Origin of the sequence: Flavobacterium tructae, from assembly GCF_001853485.1 — a bacterium.
GTDB lineage: Bacteria > Bacteroidota > Bacteroidia > Flavobacteriales > Flavobacteriaceae > Flavobacterium > Flavobacterium tructae.
Window position 1 is genome coordinate 38,566 of sequence record NZ_MIKE01000002.1, and the last position, 20,251, is coordinate 58,816.

15 protein-coding genes are annotated in these 20,251 nt (G+C 36.7%); 5 read left to right on the plus strand and 10 right to left on the minus strand.

What is annotated here, in order from left to right; all coding sequences use genetic code 11:
• Positions 1–36: 36 nt before the first annotated feature.
• The 5 genes from BHE19_RS00640 (at position 37) to BHE19_RS00660 (ending at position 6,183) form a co-directional block, all read left to right on the plus strand.
• A complete protein-coding gene (locus tag BHE19_RS00640) occupies positions 37–2,388 on the plus strand; it encodes a glycosyltransferase (protein ID WP_233431341.1) in 2,352 nt (783 codons plus the stop codon).
• A 3-nt stretch (positions 2,389–2,391) separates the two neighbouring features.
• Positions 2,392–3,663 carry a condensation domain-containing protein gene (locus tag BHE19_RS00645; protein WP_070905559.1) on the plus strand — a complete coding sequence of 424 codons (1,272 nt, stop codon included), beginning with the start codon at positions 2,392–2,394 and terminating at the stop codon, positions 3,661–3,663.
• A complete protein-coding gene (locus BHE19_RS00650) occupies positions 3,660–4,913 on the plus strand; it encodes a condensation domain-containing protein (protein WP_070905560.1) in 1,254 nt (417 codons plus the stop codon). The genes BHE19_RS00645 and BHE19_RS00650 overlap by 4 nt, the downstream gene beginning before the upstream one ends.
• A gap of 7 nt (positions 4,914–4,920) precedes the next feature.
• On the plus strand, positions 4,921–5,457 hold the full coding sequence (locus BHE19_RS00655) for a hypothetical protein (protein ID WP_070905561.1): 537 nt from the start codon (positions 4,921–4,923) through the stop codon (positions 5,455–5,457).
• Between the two features lie 105 nt (positions 5,458–5,562).
• A complete protein-coding gene (locus tag BHE19_RS00660) occupies positions 5,563–6,183 on the plus strand; it encodes a hypothetical protein (protein WP_070905562.1) in 621 nt (206 codons plus the stop codon).
• A 125-nt stretch (positions 6,184–6,308) separates the two neighbouring features.
• Here BHE19_RS00660 and BHE19_RS00665 read toward each other — a convergent pair whose 3' ends face one another.
• The 10 genes from BHE19_RS00665 to BHE19_RS00710 all read right to left on the minus strand — a co-directional run bounded on the left by BHE19_RS00665 (position 6,309) and on the right by BHE19_RS00710 (position 20,061).
• Complete coding sequence (locus BHE19_RS00665; protein WP_070905563.1) at positions 6,309–8,072, minus strand: alpha-keto acid decarboxylase family protein; 1,764 nt, start codon at positions 8,070–8,072, stop codon at positions 6,309–6,311.
• Between the two features lies 1 nt (position 8,073).
• The gene (locus tag BHE19_RS00670) at positions 8,074–9,795 is read right to left on the minus strand and encodes a flavin monoamine oxidase family protein (RefSeq protein ID WP_070905564.1); all 1,722 of its coding nucleotides are present in this window, start codon (positions 9,793–9,795) and stop codon (positions 8,074–8,076) included.
• Positions 9,796–10,327: 532 nt separating this feature from the next.
• Entirely contained in the window at positions 10,328–11,854 is a 1,527-nt protein-coding gene (gene eptA, locus BHE19_RS00675; RefSeq protein WP_070905565.1) for a phosphoethanolamine--lipid A transferase EptA, read from the minus strand.
• A complete protein-coding gene (locus BHE19_RS00680; RefSeq protein WP_026109970.1) occupies positions 11,835–12,662 on the minus strand; it encodes a phosphatase PAP2 family protein in 828 nt (275 codons plus the stop codon). The genes eptA and BHE19_RS00680 overlap by 20 nt, the downstream gene beginning before the upstream one ends.
• Positions 12,663–13,556: 894 nt before the next feature.
• The gene (locus tag BHE19_RS00690; RefSeq protein WP_070905567.1) at positions 13,557–14,624 is read right to left on the minus strand and encodes a proline racemase family protein; all 1,068 of its coding nucleotides are present in this window, start codon (positions 14,622–14,624) and stop codon (positions 13,557–13,559) included.
• Positions 14,617–15,591, minus strand: coding sequence for an ornithine cyclodeaminase family protein (locus tag BHE19_RS00695; RefSeq protein WP_070905568.1), 975 nt, complete (start codon positions 15,589–15,591; stop codon positions 14,617–14,619). The genes BHE19_RS00690 and BHE19_RS00695 overlap by 8 nt, the downstream gene beginning before the upstream one ends.
• A 160-nt stretch (positions 15,592–15,751) precedes the next feature.
• Complete coding sequence (locus BHE19_RS23015; RefSeq protein WP_262487634.1) at positions 15,752–15,880, minus strand: hypothetical protein; 129 nt, start codon at positions 15,878–15,880, stop codon at positions 15,752–15,754.
• A gap of 145 nt (positions 15,881–16,025) precedes the next feature.
• The gene (locus tag BHE19_RS00700; protein ID WP_035746451.1) at positions 16,026–16,481 is read right to left on the minus strand and encodes an MgtC/SapB family protein; all 456 of its coding nucleotides are present in this window, start codon (positions 16,479–16,481) and stop codon (positions 16,026–16,028) included.
• 36 nt (positions 16,482–16,517) lie between these two features.
• Positions 16,518–17,399: a bestrophin family protein gene (locus BHE19_RS00705; RefSeq protein ID WP_070905569.1), complete on the minus strand. Its 882-nt coding sequence runs from the start codon at positions 17,397–17,399 to the stop codon at positions 16,518–16,520.
• 265 nt (positions 17,400–17,664) lie between these two features.
• Positions 17,665–20,061, minus strand: a complete 2,397-nt coding sequence (locus tag BHE19_RS00710; protein ID WP_070905570.1) for a TonB-dependent receptor — start codon at positions 20,059–20,061, stop codon at positions 17,665–17,667.
• Positions 20,062–20,251: the final 190 nt, after the last annotated feature.

Here is a 20,251-nt window from a genome sequence, read left to right on the forward strand (position 1 = left end):
GTTGTTCCCCCGCTAACAGGTCATATCAATCCTACATTGAGTATTGGTGCCGAGCTTTTAGAAAGAGGACATGAAGTAGCATGGATCAGTCTTGACCAAACCTTAGAATCTAAACTTCCTGCAGGCGGACAATTATTGCTTATCCAATACGATCAGACTGACGAAGAAAAAAGAGAGAGCGAACAGTATCTCGATATCATTTCAAAAAAGGTCGTTTACGGTATTGACAGTATCAAGTTTTTATACGAAGAAGTGTTGATCCCTTTAAACAGACATTGTTATAACGGAATTGTTAAGCTGTTGGAAGCCTATGAACCAAATTTAGTCATTGGTGATCATCAATTATTTGCGGCGGCAATTGCGGCAAAAAAAGTGAATCGTCCTTATGCGACCTCCGTAACTGCCCCGGCAGCAATCAAAATTATTAGTGAGTTACCCAAAGTACACGAATGGGAAGTCAATCAGATCCTGGCGCTACAAGAAGAGCTTGGTGTCAAAGAAAACCAATCACTGGCTTGCTCTGATCTTCTTACTTTAGTGTTAACCTCTCAATATTTCTTTGGAGAAATGGATCTCAGCTCAAACTATCAATTCACAGGTCCGGTAGTAACAGAACGCCGTATATCCAGCACTTTCGATTGGGAGCGTTTGAAAAACAGTCCAGGGAAAAAAATCTTAGTCAGCATCGGCACCACATTCGACCACGAGCATAAAAAAGCATTTTTTCAAAAGGTAATCGATGCCTTTCAGGAGGAAGATCTAACGGTTGTAGTGGTTTCAGATCCAGATTTATTTGATCAGTGGCCTGAAAATTTTATGGTCTATGCACAAATCCCACAATTGGATTTGTTACCTCATTTAGATGCTGTGGTGTGCCATGGCGGACACAACACGGTCTCAGAAGCCCTTTCACAGGGGCTGCCGCTCGTTGTTATTCCAATTGCATACGATCAGTCACATGTTGCAGGGCGTGTCGTACGTACCGGAGCGGGTGAACGTCTCAATTTTAACCGATTTAAAGCAAATCATCTAAAAAGTAGTGTTCATGATATTCTGAATAATCCTCAATATCGGGAAGCTGCTCTCAAAGTTCGCCAATCTTTTATAGACGCAGGCGGAACGAAGACTGCAGCAGATCTACTGGAACATGCCATAATTTCCGCAAAGCGATCTACTGAATCTCCGGCCAAATTTCTCGTTGTTGTTCCGCCATTTTTCGGACATATCAGTCCAACATTGAGTTTGGGGGCCAGTTTATTGGCTCGTGGTCATGAAGTCAAATGGTTTGGTATTACACCATTGGCGAAGGAACATATTCCGACAGGAGGAACTTATATCTATCCCGAGGAAGATCTCCTGCCTTATCAGGAGGAACTTCAGCGAATATTAAAACGACAAGACGATGGCCCATCTTGTTCGGGACCGGAAGTCATGAAACTGGCACTGGAAGAAACCTATGTTCCATTTGCCAAAATGATGATGCCGGGCTTAGAAACACTACTCGGTCACTGGCAGCCTGACGTGATCATTAATGACTGTATCACTTTTGGCGGCGCTTTATTTGCACACAAACATCGTATCCCTTCTGTAACAACAACCCCGGTACCACCGGATGTTATGGGTGACACCGAGAAAAGTGCTCCTAAAATATTTGAATGGCAGCAAAATCTCATCAAAGAGCTGCAAAAAGAAGTCGGTATCGCTGATGAGGGTATCTTCATACATTCGCATCAATTAAACCTGGTCTTCACCTCGCAATCATTTGCCGGTTATGAAACGGTACCCTCACACATGAAATTTGTAGGTCCGGTAAAAGGCCGTCCGAATAATAGTCCATTTGACTGGGAACGATTAGCCGCCAGCACAACGCCAAAAATATTTGTGTCTTTGGGTACTTTATTAGTGGATATCCGAAAAGATTTTTTTGGCAAACTCATTGAAGCATTTGCCGACCAACCCGTTACTATAATAGCCGCGACACCGCCTGATATATTTGACAAATGGCCTTCTAATTTTATTGTAAATGGTTTTGTCCCACAATCTACATTGATGCCGCATATGGATATGGTGATCTGTCATGGTGGTTTCAATACCGTAAACGACACCTTTACCAATGGTCTCCCGATGTTGATTACACCAATCGCTTACGATCACTTTCATACCGCAAAGTTGATTGAACAGGCGGGCTGTGGAATCAGTATTCGATACAAACGACTTCGGATAGAAGACCTGAGAAAAACAGTCTTTGAGCTTTTAGAAAACCCTAAATACAGAAATGCAGCCAAAGAAGTTCAAACCGCTTTTCTAACAGCAGGCGGCAATGACAAAGCAGTGGCATTATTAGAAGATTTTGTAAAACAAGAACGTTTGGTATTAGCTTCAGTATAAAATATGAAAAGAAGATTGTTATTTGGAGAGCGTATGCTTTTGGGAGAAGGAAAAGACCCTTTCCATGTTGTTATTCCTTTTCGCCTGCGCGGTGTATTGGAGGAAAAAGAGATTCAGTATGCCTTGGGCAGACTTCAAAAAAAACATCCCTGGCTACAAGCACTCATCCACCTCGATGAGAACAATGTCCCGTGGTTTGAAGTATCTAAACTACCGAATCCAATTCCTATCCGTATTGTAGATCAAAAAAGAGAAGAGGACTGGCAACAAGAAACTATGCGAGAATTGCAGACACTCTTTGATTATAAAAGCAAACCTTTGATCCGCCTGGTGTGGATCAAAGGAAATGATACTTCAGATATGCTGCTGACTTTTCATCACTGTCTATGTGATGGTGGTGCTGCGATGAATTTGATTCATGAATTTTTAAAAGTATTAGATAATCCTACAGCAGATATAGGCATTGAAAACCCTATTTTAGGCATCCAGGACGTTGTTCCTTCCCCTATTTTAAATAGTAACAGACAAAGATTCAAAGCAAAAATGATTGGTCGACTGGCAACATTCGCCATCAAATGCATTCCCGTCAGCAAAAAAGCGATTGATCGACAGACAGACTATTTGATTCATTGGAAATTAGATCCGGCCACAAGTCAACAGCTTATTTCCCATTGTCAATCACTAGCCATAACCGTCAATACTTTTTTAAGTGCTATCGTATTGGACACCTTTAAAAAAGTACGTGGAAACAAAGCCTTTAATAAAGTTTCTTGTCCGGTAGATATCAGGCGCTTTGCTCCTCAGGTAAAAAAAGATCATATTTTCGCCTTCGGTCTGATGATCGTCCTGTCATCAGATCCTAAACTCGATTTCTTAGACAATTTACGTGTCATGCAGCAGCATGTAGATCGCAAAACCGCCAAACTTAATCCCTATATCACCATGATGGTTATGGAATCTGCTCATAAGGCGTTGAACAACTTTACAAAACTTCTAAAACGAGGCAAGTCCTCCAACGATTGTATGTTTTCTAACCTGGGACGTATTCAGATACCCTATCAATACCAATCCTTTGCGTTGGAAACGATTCGCAGTCCATCAGTCATTGGGCCATTGGGTAATACAACAACTATCCTTACCTCTACTTATCAAGGTGTTATCGACTTCTCGTTTATGGGAAGTGAAGGTTATTTGCCTTATTACGAAGCCTTAGCCATTCGTGATGAAATAATTGATTCTATTAAACACCAATTAAATTATCAAGCCGCCTCATGAACAAGCGAAAACTCTTATTAGTGGAACGAATCATGTATGTGAATTCCGCCACACCTCTAAACTGTGTCTTTACGGCAAAAATCAAAGGTGAAATTCTACAAGAACAGATCGAAATTGCCTTAACAAAAATCCAACACAAGCATCCATTGCTCCGTGCAGAGGTTGATTTACAGGATAAGCAGCATCCGGCTTATGCGATCAGGGAAAATATGAAACCTATTCCGCTTCGCATCGTAAAACGCCAAACAGATACCCATTGGTTAGTGGAATCTGAACAGGAATGGTATCGGCAGTTTAAAGGCGAAGGCTCCCCTTTGGCTCAATTGGTATGGATCAAAGGACAAAAATTCTCTGAATTGTTATGGGTAGTGCCACATTGTATCTGCGATGGAACCAGCATGGTCACTTTGATGCAGGAATTACTTGCCTTAATCGATAATCCGACACTTGATCTGAAACCCTATCCACTCTTCCAATCGGTCAACAATTTCCTAACGCCCCAGTTTGATCTTCAAAAAAAAGCTCGCAAAGCAAAGCTTTTTTTATTTTTGGGGAAATTTTTCTTTTTACTGCAACGGAAAAATAAAAAAAGAAATCTTGGAAAAAATTATGCCATTCATTGGAAATTAGATCCGACAAACTCCTCCATTATAAAGCAAAAATGCAAAGACAGTGGTATTTCGGTACACGCCATTCTTTGTACCGCTTTTATGCAGGCTTTTCAGGATCTGCAAGGAAAATCAGCGAAAAAAAAGGTCATCAGCCCTATTGATATCCGCCATTTTATTCCTGAAATTAGAAAAGACCAAATGTTTGCCTTTGCCCCAACGGTGGAACTGTCTTTAAAAAAAGAAAAAAATCAGATACTGGATCAGGCGAAACACATCAAAAAAGATCTTGCTCAAAAAATAGAAAAAATGGATGCCCGGGAACTCCTATGGATGGGTGAACAGATGCACCCTCTGGTACATCGCATGATTGCGCTGCTAAAATCCAGCCGAGGTGCACACGATCTGACGCTTTCGAATATGGGTAACCTTCAAATCCGGAACGATTACAAAAATTTCATTCTGGAAGATATCTTCAGTCCAACAGTAGCATTTCCCTGGCTAAATTCAAACACTTTAGTGACGACTACTTTTAACGATCAAATGGACTTTACCTTAATGTCCAACGAAGACTTCTTATCGAAACAAGAAGCTTCAAAAATTAAAGATAAGGCCTTGGAAATACTGGCTTTACCCTTATAAATTACGTATGAAAACAGCAACTCAGTCCAAAAAAACATCCCTCAAACGCTTTTTAAGAAAACGTGCGATTTATTATTTTCTTCCCAACGTATGTTTCAATTTTATTATTGCTTATGCCAGTTTCCAGGAATTAGGATATACTCATTTTTTTGCCGGTCCTCAAAGCTTAGCACGTTTAACATTGCCAATGGCTATCTTTTTGCCTGTAATCCTGACAATGGATATCATCAATCGGGTTATTGTCGCCTCCAAACAAGAATTAATCGAAGTGGCAATAGACCATAAGCTGAATAAAAACAAGTTTATAACAAAATTATGCCTCTTGCATGGCATCATAACCGGTTTACTGGTATTAACAATATTGCTTCTTGCACAGCAGAGCTTAACGGTTAACCATAAATTAGATCCTACCCTTATGGCTCTTCTGGATGCTGTTCTTGCAGGCCTGCTTTCAATATTGTTTACTTATCTTCCCATCTACAGGTTAAAAAAACACTTTCACCAACCTCTGTCAAAGGTGCAGATAGAAATTGCTGACCATTAACACGGAGCATATTATTCAACTAGTATCAAACAATACTCAAAAGCTGTAATTAGGCTTTTAATTCCCTATATTAGCATTTGTTTAACTGCACAAATATAATTAAAAATGAATTTAGGGATTTTCAAGGATTTTTGGGACGGGCATCCAAACCATTTGCCTTTTCTAAGTTTAGTAGAGCTAACAAGTGACGAATCTCAAAGTTTCAACTTAAAATTAAGTTTTTCGAAATTAGAAGCCATACTCGAAACAAACTCTGAACAGAAAATTAGTGACGGTATTAGATTATTATTAGAGCAGGAAAATTGGAGAGCTCACCTAGTAGCATCGGTTTCACTATTATTGATTAGTCAGGCAAAAAGAGATCGTTTAATTAATTTATACTGGGAAAGGCTTTCTCGTGGTTCTTGGGTTTCTCCCCAAATACTAACCTCTCTATCAAGATGCGATACCTCTTTTAATACCAAAGGAGAAAAAATACTTACCGAAGGATTTACCATTAACTATGCATCACTGTCATCGATAGATCATCATGTATTGCGTGGAGGAGTTCCAACAACTGTCTCTGAAAAAAAAATTATAGCAGCTGTAAATTATTTATTAAATAACATTATTAATGACAATGATGATAATTATGATAATGATTCTGGCGGCTCAATAGCCAAAAACTGGAAAGAAAAATTAACTGAATTGATAAAAGAGAACAGAGTGAAACTTGCTTATTTTTAAAGTTAAACTTTATATAGATTTCATCTATCCCCCAGTTTACTCCCACTCTGTTCTTTTTCTTTTTTTTATCCGAATTTCTAAAGATAATAAGTAATTATAGAAATGTCAAGACCACTCCTTTTAACCTAACACAAACTCCAGTCTTTATCTAAAAATTCATCCTCTCCCGGCTCCTCCGTTTTATAGGCAATCGCTTCCGGAATGGATGTTTTTGGAATGTTCACGTGTATGATTGTATTTTCCTTAATAGTATCAAGCTGTTGTAAAACGTCTTCGAGTTCATCTAGAGTGTTCACTTCAAAACCTTTCCCTCCAAATACATCAACGAGTTTGGCATATTTCCAACGATGCATTTCATTGTAGTCATAGACACTGTTTAAATCAGGGATATCATAATCTACCTGATCAGCACCACGGAAAGGATTAGGATTCACCAGCATTTGTTCGATACCATAAATACCATTATCCAATACAAAAACAATAGTATCATGTTTCAGTTTATTCTGTGTTGATATGGCCTGACAGGTTTCCTGAAAAGCACCATCGCCAACAAATACCACTGGTCTTTTATCCGGTCTGGCACATTTTATTCCGGTTGCAGCAGGTACCGAATAACCGATAGAAAGCCATGATGCCTGCGCCACAAATCCATTAGGTTCTGCAATACGGATGCCTTGGGCTCCCAATAAAGGAAAACCGGCATCTGCAACTACTATATGGCTGCCATTAATAAAACTATTGATCCGTTTGAAAAAAGTATCATAGGTCAAAAGTGGTTTTTCATTTTTTGCTATGCTATCATCGGCGACAAAAAATGATTTAGGCAGCTTTTTTTCCGTGTCATACATTTCATAGGCACTAAAGGTAACTTTAGTGAGTTCTTCTTTCAGGAAAATAATAAAATCCTTTAGCGATACATTGGCCACATAAGAAGCACCTATTCTTACACCGCTGTGATTCGCGAGCACCGTGTCATCTTTCCAGACATCAAAACCACCCAGATTTTTACCCGTCGTCCATACACCAAGACCAATTTTTACCTGAGCCTTTTCAAATTGTTCCTTAACATCTTTTGGTGATGCTTTGCCATTAAAGACCCCCCTAAATTTACGATGGTTTTCAGAAACGATCGATTTTCCGAGTATGGAAGTTACAAATTCTGTATCGGTAGTTTCAATGAGATCCAAAAATTCCTTTTGAATGCCGTAGCGCTGAATTTCAATTCCGCCCCAGAAAATAATCTCTTTTCCACGGGCCATTGCGGCAACCCTTTGAGCTGCCTTGCGGGCACTTGTCCGGCATTTTGATGTTCCTTTTTCTACCAATGGAGTAACAGGTGCATTGCATTCCATTCGCCATGCATCTTCAAAAACCTCAAGGTAAACCGGTCTTCCGTATAAAAGACAGGCATTTAGTACTGCATCAATCTTATAAGGAGCGTCAGATGAACCCGTAATCTGTTCGGCTGCAACAGTAACATTACGAAACACATTGATATTGCTGTACATATCACCAGTCATGTGTGAAGCCAGCATTCCCTGAACAAGGCTTCGCTGTTGATCTTTATTGGTTGGAGCTCCATTGATAACCAAAACGGGACAATGTTCTACATAAGAACCTGCAACCGAATTCAACAACGTAAATGCTCCCACGCCGTAGGTTACCGCTACTGCTGCAAAACCATTTTGTCGTGCATAAGCATCCGTACAATGTCCGGCATTTATTTCGTTTGTATCGTTAACAATTTTAATTTTTGCATTTTTGTCTTCAAGGATTGTATTTAAAAACGGAGCGGTATAATTGCCTGCAATACCAAATAAGTGGGTAAGCCCTAATTCTTCCAGGCGTATCTGCAGGTACTTTGCTACTGATATTTTTTGCTCTGCCATCTTAAATCGGGTTATTAAGATTACCTATATTTTCGTTGACTTCCAGTGCGGTACGAATTCCCGATTCGATAGCGCCTTCAATCCAGGCATGTTTCAAAGAAGTATGCTCTCCTGCGAAATGTGCTTTTCCTTTCCATTCTGTAGAAATAATATGGCGCTGTAATAACTGTAACTGACCCGGATTGAAGATTGCCGCTTCGCCAAAAGCATAAGGATCACGCATCCAGCTTTGTGTTGCAGCACCCACTAATTTTCCGGGTTTCCCTTTTCGGTCTTTGATACTTGAACTGATTACAGCAAGATCAATAATACGCTGCTGTTCTTTCACATCATCGCTGTGCATGATGGCCAGATTTTTAAGTGCATAGAAATATCGGTCATCATCATCCATCGAATCCCAACGGCTTGCTTCGTCTGACCAGCAATAGGAAGCCAAAACGACACCATGTCCGTTACTTCCCAAATCATTACTCGGATAATACGTAAAACGGTTAGAAAAATCGGTAATTGTACCACCGCCCACGATATTATACGGAGCTTCCTGCCACCATTTTTCACGAAATTCAAGCAATATTTTAGTAGCAGAATCATAATGCAGTTCCCGAATTGCTTTTCGTTTTTGCTGCTTGAATTGTGGTGTTACATAAACGTGCCTTAGTGCCGAAAATGGTATGCTGACAATTACTTCATCAAATTCCATATCGCTAACAGGTGTTTTTAATGCTTTGAATCCTGCATCTTCATAAAACTGAGGGTCACGCTGTACCTCTATGTCTACTTCTATTTTTACCTTGTCGTTGACAAGCATCATTTTAGTCATCCTACAATCGAAATAGGTATTTTCTTCTAGTTTATGGGCTTTAAAAAAGGCATTAGGGAGCTTGTCACATCCGCCTACAATTTCCATAAATCGCGTAGAATCCTTAATAATATTTTGTTCAATAAAACTCTGGATGAAATCGTAAGCCATTCTGGATTCCAGGTTTTGGAGCACACCAATCATTTCAATAGCATTTTCAGAATACATGGAATGTTCTTTCAGGAAACGACGCATCGAATACTCCCCGTAACGCTCGATCAAAACGGGCCAGTTTTTCTCCGGATCTTCGGCAATAAAAGCTTTAAGCGGATTAATTAAATTGGCCATTAACTGGTCTGCCCTCATGTTTTCGCTGCTGCCTAAATGGAAGTCGAGCAAGGCGTTTACATCGACAATTTTACTCGCATCCTTTGGGATATACTCATTTTGAACCACACGTTTGCGGTTGACGTAAAAAAGAGAGTTTCTTGTAACTTCCGGTTTTGGTTTAGCAGGATCCGCCTGATATGCAATTGCCTGAGCTTTATCAACCGACAAATAATAAAAAGGCTCTGTTTTGAGTCCTAGTTTATCGATGTATTTGAGTACCATCTGATGTATGGTCGGGATGCGCATTGCTCCGGCTTCGCCATAAACAGTATCGTCTTCGAAATATTTCTTGTCCTTAGAATTTCGGAAGGTTTTAATTCGGCCGCCAACACGGGTATTAGATTCCACTATTGTAACCTTATGGCCTGCCTCCTTCAACATAGCCGCTGCTACCATTCCGGCCATTCCGGCACCAATGATCAATACGTCTTTTGGTTTATCCGTACGGGGAATTCCTTCGTCGATGTATTTTAAATATTGCTGAATAATTGGGTCATTCTCTTCGTCGAGTAAGCCGTGTAAGTAGTTTTCCATAATTAGGGAGTTTATTTGTTTGATATGTTATTGGTAACAACAAATAAACTCACTAAAACTGTGATTTTTAAGCGTAATTCTACCTGTTTTAATTAGTAGAAAGCAGATTTTTTATCCCTCTGATCAAAAAAATTAAAATAAGGCTGTTGAGTAATTAATACAAAAATCATTTAACACATAGAAACATAGATTCTCCTAAAAAAGTAAGAAGTGAAATGTAAAACGCCCTATTTTTAATAAGAGAGTCTATGTTTATGTTTTTAAAAAACAGCCACGGATTAAGGGATTAAAAAGATTAGAAAATCTGCAAGATCTACATGTAAAAAAATATTTAACGCATAGAGACATAGATTTTTTACAGGAAGAAAGTCTATGTCTCTATGCGTTAAAAATAATTACACCCAACGGGTTAAACTAAGTATTCAAAAGTTCTTTTTATAGTCAATATCAGCTTCTGTCGCAGCTGTTCCACTCAATTAGAAATGACTGAGATAACAAGTTACCACAGCTGCGACAAAACCACAAATACTTCTTATTTAAAAATGTTCATTTTCTCATCATAAACCGGACTTTCCACATTAAGAAATTTTAAAACACTATGAAAAACATGGTTTTGAGTTAATGTTTCATTAGGCTTAAGCTGTTTTGAATGATCAGATACCCAAACAATAAACGGAATCTCATATTGTTCCTTAGGGGCAATGCTAATAGGCACACCGTGCATATAAAGATTTTTCTCTCCTAAAGATTCTCCGTGATCTGAAACAAAAATCATGGTACTTTTGTATTCTTTTAGTTCTTTTAAATCCTCAATTACACTATGAAGTATATAATCGGTATACACAATTGTATTATCATAAGCATTAAGAAGTTCATTTTGAGAACATTTACCCAATTCAACACTATTACAGACTGGTTTAAAAGTCTCAAATTGTGGTGGATATTTTTTACTGTATGTAGGTCCGTGACTTGTACTGGTATGGAGTACAATTAGTATTTTATTCTTTTTACTGGCCTGAATCTGCTCTTTTAATCCTCTTAGTAAAACCTCATCATAATCGCATTCCACACCTTTACAATCGGCTTTTAATGCTTCCTTGTTTTGATAGTTTTTTATATGAACTGGCGGTTCTCCCCAATTGGTCGTTCTCCAAATGACCTCAACATTATTTCGATATAAATAATTAGGCAAAATTTCATAGAGATCATCACTGTTCTTATGCTCTAAAATACATTTTACACCTGCAGTAGTATATGTAGCACAAGAATTGGCATTAAAATGAAATACATTTTCTGTTTTGGAAAGTAACGGATTGGTGTTTTTCTTATAACCGTAAAGAGAAAAATTTTGTCTTCTCGCCGATTCGCCGATAACCAAAACTACAACCGATTTCTCGTTGTCTTTTATAACAGCATTGGGCAACAAAATTTCCTTTTCATTTTTCTTGAACTTATGAATGTAAAATAGCGGTGTATTAACCGAATAAGACCATGGCATTGCAAGACCTCCAAGTCGTTTCGAATTTTTGTCAATCCAAAGCCAATTGCTGGCATTAACAAATATCAAAACGGCAATAAATACTAAAGTTACTGAAGAAGTGATTGAAAACTCCTTCAATGGCACCTTAGTTATTTTGACCTTTGCAATGTAAATACTCGGAATAATTCCAAGAAAAATTACGTACAAAATTACTTTAAAAGAAAAAAAACTGCTGGATTCTTCGTAATTAGTATTCAAAATATTGCCAATCATACTTTCATCAATGATGACACTATACGTATTCACAAAGTAGACTGCAATTGAACTAACAATAAAAAACAAGATCAGCAAAACTTTCCCAACATGACGAGAGAGCGAAAACAAGAGGTATAAAACAAATGCATTAAGCACCAGCATTAAAATTACCAAACTCACAATCAAAACAATACCATTGAAACTTTTATAATCGACATTGTTAAAAACAAAGCTGTAAAATGGCAGGTGGAAGAACAAAAAAATCAAAAAACTCATCAATAGAACAAAATGAGTTATTCTTAAATTATTTTTTAACGTAAACATAAGTAATCTTATAAAGTGAGACTGCTAAGCTAATAAACGAAAGATAATATATGATCAAATTTTCTTTAATAATTTTGCCGACCAAGCAAATACAACAAATAATAAACAATGCGATAAAAATGGGATAGTATTTATCATTGTTGATCCAGGCCCCTATTTTATATTTTCTGCTGATAAAAATACCTGAGATTCCGGAAATATACCCCAGAATACTTCCTGTAATTACATCAAGGGGATAATGTGCCCCTACAGCTACTCTTGTAAATGCTAAAATAAATCCTATTGTAATGATCGATACGGACCACAGAACTTTAAATTTCAATCGCTGTGGCATAAAGGCAAATAAGATAATGGTCAATACAGTAAAAACGACAATCGAATGTCCTGATGGCAAACTATTGAAGCCACATAATTTTCTTCCCATAATACATGTAATTTCATTATTAAAAATTACGGCAGGTCTTGGAACACCAAATATTGCTTTTAACGGACAGGAAAATAAGAGCGAAAATAATAAACCCGACAGCAAAGCTTCCCATAATTTGGGTGCATAGAGTATAAAAAGGGCTAAGAAGGATAAAAAAATCGAAGCATCTCCAAGTTGAGTAAGATTGTATTGTAAATTAGGATAAAGTCCTAAATGGGAATTAATATAAAGAAAGGTGCTTTTTTGAATTTGTGCGTAATTATAAACACTTAAAGCATTCTCATAATAAAGGAACATTACAAGAGCAGCTAAACAGAATAAGGGCAAAAAATATAAGGAGAACTTAAGTTTTGAATAATTTTTAATAATACTAGTATTCATTGTGTTGTTTGTTATGGTAAATTTAAAGGCTGCTTATTTTTTAAGAGGAAAGCGATTTAACAATTATTGCTCATTCCCTCCGCAAAGTTTTGCAATTAAAATGAAGAGGAGATTAAAAAATCCATAACTGTTTAAGTGCCTATCCATCTTTTGGAGAAAAGTAAAAGATATACTAAATAAAATAACACAAATGATACCTCTTTACGTAAGGGAAATAAAATCTTAAAAAAGTAAATTGAAATGAAACTGGCAATTTTTGAGTACCAATAATAAAAAGCAGTTTGAAAGAAAAACGAAAAAAAAACAGAAACATTCGAAAAAACAGATAATTTGCATAATCCGTCTTCCGAAACCTTGTTAATTTTTTTTTCGATTCTCATATAATAGCCTTTAATGACAAGTAAAGTAATGGTTCAATTTAGAAGAAATTTAGAATTTTGGGCAAAATAAATACTTTATTTAAAATAATCATATTTCCTAACATTTTATTAACGTAATAATTTTCTTTCATTTTGTTAAAATCAAATAATATCTTTCAATGACAAACCAAAAATCTTACAAAACCATCTTAAATATCGACCATAATGATACAAATAACGACATTTTTATATCTTAATTCAAACGCTACACTGAAACTCTTTAACATTTTTCGTTCTCTTTTAAAATCACTACTTTTAGATAGAATATCAAAAAAACGAAAAGGTCGCTAAAAATTGAATTGCTCCGGTTACATCAAAAAATAAAAATAAAAGATTCAATTTTTCTAAATTGTGTTTGAATAAAAAAATCTCTCCATAAGCTTTCAAATCAGGAAGCTTACGGAGAGATTTTTTATCCTTAGAAATTCCCAATCTTATACTAATTGTGATTCTGGATATTTTTTAAAATGGATCATTATCTTAGTATAAAACCATTCTTCATAGGATCTTTCGGATCTATTAAAAACGTATTTACTCCTGTTACAAAGGCCGTTCCTTCCACTTGCGGAATTACAGCCTTGAAGGGGCCGAATTTTTCTTCTCTGACAAGTGATCCTTTAAAAGTACTTCCTGTGATACTTTCTATCGTAATAACTTCACCCAAGTTGATAGCACTTCTGGCTTTTTCAATCGCAATTCTTCCGGAAACCCCCGAACCTGTTGGAGAGCGATCGACTTCACCATCGGCAAAAACACAAACATTTCGGCTGTGGTTAGAACCATTCAGCGGTTCATCTATAAAAATAGTTCCGTATAAAAAGCTCAAATCTTCTTCAAACGGATGCTGAATTTCGGCATCCTGCTCCATTACGTCATGTTTGATATCGACCCCGGTTTGAATAATGGTTCGATAATTTTCTTCCGTTAATCCAAAATTCAAATGTGTATTTTTTCTCAAATCAACATAAGCATAAAAAGCACCTCCATAAGCCAAATCATAAACGACATCACCAATCCCCTCAACATTTACAACACGATCTAAACCTACGGCAAAACTGGGCACGCAATGAAATCGTACTCCTGTTACTTCTCCGTTTACTACCGTGACAAACGAAAAAATCCGACCGCACGGAGCATCAATTTTCAATTCATTCTCACCTTCTTTTACTGTGATCCAGTTCATTATTGCTGCCAAAGTACTTATCGCAATAATGGCATGACCGCACATACTGCTGTATCCTTCGTTATGCATAAAAAGAATGCCAAAATCTGCTTCATCATCATTTGGCGGAAGTAAAATACAACCGTACATATCTGCATGACCGCGAGGTTCAAACATTAATGCCGTTCTTAAATAATCGTAATTTTCTTTTATATCTCTTCTGTATTCTAAAACAGTATTTCCTTTCAATTTCGGAAAACCGGAAACAATTACACGCAAAGGCTCTCCCCCTGTATGCATATCAATTGTTTTGATTTGCAGGACGGAAGTGTCTGCTTTATAATCAGTATTATTACAAATATTTTGATAGATACTAGACATTCTTTTGTGCTTTTAAATTATACGCTTCATAAAAATATCCGGCTGCAACAAGGTCTTCTAAAGCATGTCCAACCGATTTAAAATAAGTGATTTCAGTCTCAGAGGTTCTGCCCGGTTTTGCAGTACTGCACAATTCAAACAAATCGGCTTTGATAGTTTCTTCTGTGATAATACCAGTTGTTAGCGGAATCAAAATATCGCCGCTTTCCTTTAGTCCGCCCTGATAGGTATCCAAAAACAGGCTCGATTTTAAAACCGCTTCGTCATCGGCCTCACGCATATCTTTTTTGTATGCTCCAACAAGATCTAAATGCTGTCCTGCTTTCAGCCATCTTCCAAAAACAAGCGGAATGGGTGATAAAGTCGCTGACGAAATGATATCAACCTGAGAAATAACTTCTTCTATAGTTGAAACGGGTTTGCAGGTAAATGGAGAATTTTTGAGTACATGGCAAACCAATTGTGCCTTTTCTATAGTTCTTCCCCAAACATACACTTCTTTTATAGGTCTCACACTGGCATGCGCCTGAATTAAATTGATGGCCAATGCTCCTGTACCAATCATCAACATAGACGAGGAGTCTTTTCTCGAAAGATAGCTGCTTGCCAAAGCAGAGGTTGCCGCAGTACGTTTGCCTGTTAGTGATTTTGCATCAAGAATTGCCTTTATATTTCCTTTGTGTCCGTCGAGATAAATGTAAGTTCCCTGAATGGAAGGCAGGTCATATTTACCATTATTAGGACTTACCGTAACTATTTTTACTCCTAAGTCTTTACCTGATTGGAATGCGGGCATTAGCAGCAGTGTAGAATCTTTACCTTCTTCCGGATTAGGATAATCATGATGATGGCGCATAGGCACGTTGATATCCGAAGTCGAAAACCCAGCCCGAAGTCTTTCTATAAGTTCTTTAAAATTACATTTTTCTTCAATAAAATGATCTGAAATAAGCGATATTGGTTGCATATTTTTTGTTGAAATTTTATTAAAAATAGAAGATTATTCTATCTTAATACTATTTCATGCACAATCAGATAACATACGCCAATTTAGGGTTAACATAGTACAGATTAACGAGTCAAACGATCCTAATTTATAAAAAACTTTCAACGCAAAGTTTCAAAACTTATTGCTCCTTTTTGAAAAGCCCCGCTTTTAGATTTGAACCTGCTGAACCTTCGGGCAATTGCAGGTAATTGCGTTTGCTCTGATCTTTTTCAATTTTTACAGTTCCCGTAGTTTGTACGTTTTCCATTTTTGTGACCAATGCAATGCTATTTCTTTTTTAATTTCTTACTGTATTATAGATCAATTAAAAATACAAATTTACATTGTTGAAAGAAATCTCTTTTTTATGATTCTGAATAATTTCACACTCAATACCTACCTGTTTTTTTAGATTACTTTTTCAGATTTTTATCTTTAAATAATTTCTCCACAAACTTTCTGTACCATGAGAATTGATTAATTGTAAATATAAAAAGGATAATGGCTGTCGAGCAGATGGCGATAACAAACATATTGAGCGCGATGGCCATACCTACAGCCGAAGTCGTCCATAAACCCGATGCAGTGGTTAATCCCTTAGGTAGATTTTTTTCATCTCTAAAAATAAGCCCTGCCCCTATAAAACCAAGTCCTGTTGCAATAGCTGCAAGCATTCTGGCAATAGCCGATTTATCCTCGGTAAGATGGGCAGCAATCGAAACAAAAAGACAAGAAGCTACACAGATACACGCAAAAGTTCGCACACCTGCATTCTGCTGTTCTCTTTCTCTCTCAATACCAATAATTCCTCCCAATAAAAGCGCTAACAGTAATTTGGCAGAAAGTAAAAGTTCAAATTCAATATCCATAATAAAATATTTTTTTAATGCCACATTCTAATTTTATTACATCTCGTAATAAAGCTCATTTTTTTCCTTTATTGGTATATTTTCTGCCCCTGTCATTTCAAGCAGATTGATCTCTATTGTTTTTGCAAGCGAAGTCATCGGTGTGTCAACAGGTGTATTTTCAAAAGGATCCTGCATTATAATAGCTGTTTTTTCTATGGAAATAAACAGAACAGGAATCAATATCGTTATAAGAATCTCTACCACCAGCTGTGAGTCTTCGAGCCCAAAAGGAAGTATAGCTGCAAATACATAGATCAGGGTATGAACTAATACACTATATGATTTTGGAAAAACGGTATTTTTTAAACGTTCGCATTTGCCCATACTGTCGCAAAGTCTGGCTAATGTTTCATTTAACTGCACCTGTTTAAACTCTGAAATTATTCCTTGTGATGCTAATTCTGCAATGTTCAGGGAGTGTTTATCCAACAAAGCATTAGGGATATTAGATGCTTTGATCTGAAAAACATCAAGATAAGTCTGCACCCTTGTTGAAAACGGCTGTTTGCGCAATGACTCTCCCAATGCATAAAGCCAGATGATCTGTCTTTCTGTAAAAGCATCAGCAATCTCTTTATTTTCTTTTGGTGTAAATTGGATTATCAGCCGGATTAAAGTCCTGGAATCATTTACTATCGCTCCCCAAACAGTTCGGGCTTCCCACCATCTTTCGTACGATTGCGCTGTCCGAAAAGCAAGAAGAAGAGAAACCGCAGTACCCACTAATGCCGGAATACTTAACGGCAGAGATACCTGTTGAAATAAGGGATGCATGTCGAGCAGTCCAATTGATATCGCAAATAATACGATCAGTACAATCTGTGATCTGATCTCATTAACAAAGTACAAAAGTGATATTCTCCTATTTAATAACATAAGTAATGATTAAAAATTCAACAATTGATTCTGTATCAGACAATTCAAATATAAAAATTTAAATTGAGGTAAAAGTTATTTATAGCTGTTACATAGTCATTTGGACTGCCTATTATTAAACTTTGAAAGATCAAATTCTACACGAAGGAATAACAAAACTTAAATCAGCCGAATTAAATAACTAACTTCTGCAGTACTACATCAAACAAAAAAAGGCTCGAACATTACGTTCGAGCCTTTTTGTATTCAGTATTCTAAAAAAAAACTAGAATTTATAAGTTAAACTTCCCATAACAGTACGTGGAGCCTGAACATTTATTGTCGTATAACCATTAAAATACAATTGGTCTGTTAAGTTATTTACTTTTAAAGACACTCTGTATTTTGGCTGATCGTAGTACAAAGCAGTATTAACCACAGCATATGACGGAAGCTCAAAAGTTTGACCAGGTCCGTTATTGTAAATATAGGTAGCGTCTCCGTAATTCCCTCCAAATCCTAAACCTAATCCTTTCAGTTTTGTTTTTTGAAGGTTATAGCTGAACCAGTAGTTGATTAGATTTTCAGGTCCTGCGGTTACAGGCCTTAAATCATTTAATTTAGAGTTATTATTAGAGTAACCCACAAGAAGGTTCAATCCCGGAATTGGGTTCGCCGTAAGCTCTACTTCAAAACCTTTACTATATTGTGTTCCGTTTTGTATGCTCGCATTTGGAAGATTCGGATCTGCGATTACAATATTGTCAACTTTGATGTCATAATAACTAAAAGTTGCGCTTACTTTATTCTGGAAAGCATTCACTTTCACACCAACTTCAAGCTGATTTGCTTTTTCAGGATCAAACTGTTTCATTTCAAGCTTTCCGCCAACATTAGCATTTAAGAATCCTTTATTGGTAAAACTATTTTGGTAATTTCCAAAAACAGATACCTGATCTTTTACGATTTGATACACGGCACCAAATTTTGGTGAGAAAGCATTTTGAGAAAAATTGTCCGCTTTTGTATTCGAAGCAGGATCAAATGATCCTTTATTTTGAAAATGATCAAAACGTACTGCTGCCGAAAGAATTAATCTTTCTGTAATGTTGATTGCATCTGCTACGTAAACACTATAGGTCGCTATAGAACTATTAGTGGTATAAGGAGCATTCCCTTTCCCGGTAAGTGCATCCTTTACATTTGTTGGGTTAAAGTCGTAATAAGTAGTTACCGCTCCCGTATACTTTATGGTATCAAACGGCGCATAACCCGGTAAACTTTGGTACAGTAATTTATTTGAACCGTAATAGATATCACCACCTACTAAAAAGCGGTTTCTCATGGATCCAATTTTGAAATCACCATTAAAGTTTTGTTGGAATTCGATTGCGTTATCTTTTCCATTTGCATCCCAGGCGTTTCTTGAAAATTCCTGATCTTTCAAAAGGTAAAACCATGTTTGTAAACCACTTGCTTTATTAGAACTGCTGCTGAACACGGTTTGAGAAGTCCATTCGTCAGAAATTTGATAAAGAGCCTGAGCAAAAACGTTTAATGTTTTGGTGTTGGTCATAAATTCATCTCCTAAAAATGATCTTTTGAAGTTAACATCCAAATTCTTAGCATTATTAACTCCTAAGTCAGCAATAGAAACTCCAAAAGGAAGATAAATTAAAGGCATACCGGAGTTGTCCTGATTTCCAATTTCGGCATCGATAGAGATGGTAAGTTTATCGTTTACTTTATAAGCAAAAGACGGCGCTACGAAGAAACTCTTTGAGTAACCGAAATCCTGAAAAGTATTCGCATTTCCAAAAGCAGCATTCAATCTGAACAATGCGGTATGGTCATCATTAATTGGAGTATTGATATCGGCCGTTAAACGGTTAAAACCATAACTTCCGTTTTGATATGAAATTTCTCCACCAAAATTATCATAAGGTTTTTTAGTTACACGGTTGATTAATCCACCGTAAGAAGAAACCACATTTCCAAAAAGTGTAGCTGATGGCCCTTTTATCACTTCAATTCTTTCTAAATTTACCGCATCAGTGTTACTGTTTACTTTTCCGGCAAGACCATTTCTCACTAAACTCTGAGTAGTAAACCCACGTAAAGAATACCATGAAGCTCCGTCACCGGCACGGTTTGTTGCTGCCCATAATTGATATAAACCCGGTACATTTTTTAATGCCTCATCCTGATTGGTTACCAACTGATCTTTGATCAACTCTTTAGTAACCACATTATAAACCTGTGCATTTTCAAGGTTTTTAATCGTCATTCTCGACACATACTGGCTTTCAGATTTGGTATATTTATTAGCATTCCCTTTTACAAATACTTCCGTAAGTGCTTCAGATGTAGTTAGCAGTGTAAAATTTTCAACAAGATTACTTCCTGCTGAAACTTCAACATTTTTTTCTTTAGATGAAAACCCAATTACCGAAACCTTCAGAATATAATTTCCGGGTCTGATGTTCTTGATCTCATAATTTCCCTGAGCGTCAGTGGTAGTTCCAATCTTTGTTCCTTTCAGTGTTACAGAGATATTATCTGCTGCCTCATCATTAGACAATGAAACCGTTCCTTTTATTGTACCCGTCTGTGCAAATGATGCAGAAGCCGTAAGCAGCATCATCAAACAGCCCAAAAGTGGCAATAGTACTTTTACTTTCATGTTATTTAGAATTATTTTTAATAACGCAAATGTATTATTTGTATCAAATCAAACCAAATTATTTTGATTTATTCTAGATAACAACCCTGTTTTGATACTTTTAAGTACTATTTTTCATTCTTTTATTAGAAAAAAAGCAATATTCATTTTTTCTAATAAAATTAAATTAGAATCTTTTGATGAACTCCAT

Bases quoted from the DNA above. Each gene is read 5' to 3' on its own strand.
- BHE19_RS00655 (WP_070905561.1), top strand. From the start codon at position 4,921: ATGAAAACAGCAACTCAGTCCAAAAAAACATCCCTCAAACGCTTTTTA.
- BHE19_RS00695 (WP_070905568.1), bottom strand. From the start codon at position 15,591: ATGCAACCAATATCGCTTATTTCAGATCATTTTATTGAAGAAAAATGT.
- BHE19_RS00690 (WP_070905567.1), bottom strand. From the start codon at position 14,624: ATGTCTAGTATCTATCAAAATATTTGTAATAATACTGATTATAAAGCA.
- BHE19_RS00680 (WP_026109970.1), bottom strand. From the start codon at position 12,662: ATGAATACTAGTATTATTAAAAATTATTCAAAACTTAAGTTCTCCTTA.
- BHE19_RS00670 (WP_070905564.1), bottom strand. From the start codon at position 9,795: ATGGAAAACTACTTACACGGCTTACTCGACGAAGAGAATGACCCAATT.
- BHE19_RS00660 (WP_070905562.1), top strand. From the start codon at position 5,563: ATGAATTTAGGGATTTTCAAGGATTTTTGGGACGGGCATCCAAACCAT.
- BHE19_RS00705 (WP_070905569.1), bottom strand. From the start codon at position 17,399: ATGTTATTAAATAGGAGAATATCACTTTTGTACTTTGTTAATGAGATC.
- BHE19_RS00710 (WP_070905570.1), bottom strand. From the start codon at position 20,061: ATGAAAGTAAAAGTACTATTGCCACTTTTGGGCTGTTTGATGATGCTG.
- BHE19_RS00700 (WP_035746451.1), bottom strand. From the start codon at position 16,481: ATGGATATTGAATTTGAACTTTTACTTTCTGCCAAATTACTGTTAGCG.
- BHE19_RS00645 (WP_070905559.1), top strand. From the start codon at position 2,392: ATGAAAAGAAGATTGTTATTTGGAGAGCGTATGCTTTTGGGAGAAGGA.
- eptA (WP_070905565.1), bottom strand. From the start codon at position 11,854: ATGTTTACGTTAAAAAATAATTTAAGAATAACTCATTTTGTTCTATTG.
- BHE19_RS23015 (WP_262487634.1), bottom strand. From the start codon at position 15,880: ATGGAAAACGTACAAACTACGGGAACTGTAAAAATTGAAAAAGATCAG.
- BHE19_RS00650 (WP_070905560.1), top strand. From the start codon at position 3,660: ATGAACAAGCGAAAACTCTTATTAGTGGAACGAATCATGTATGTGAAT.
- BHE19_RS00665 (WP_070905563.1), bottom strand. From the start codon at position 8,072: ATGGCAGAGCAAAAAATATCAGTAGCAAAGTACCTGCAGATACGCCTG.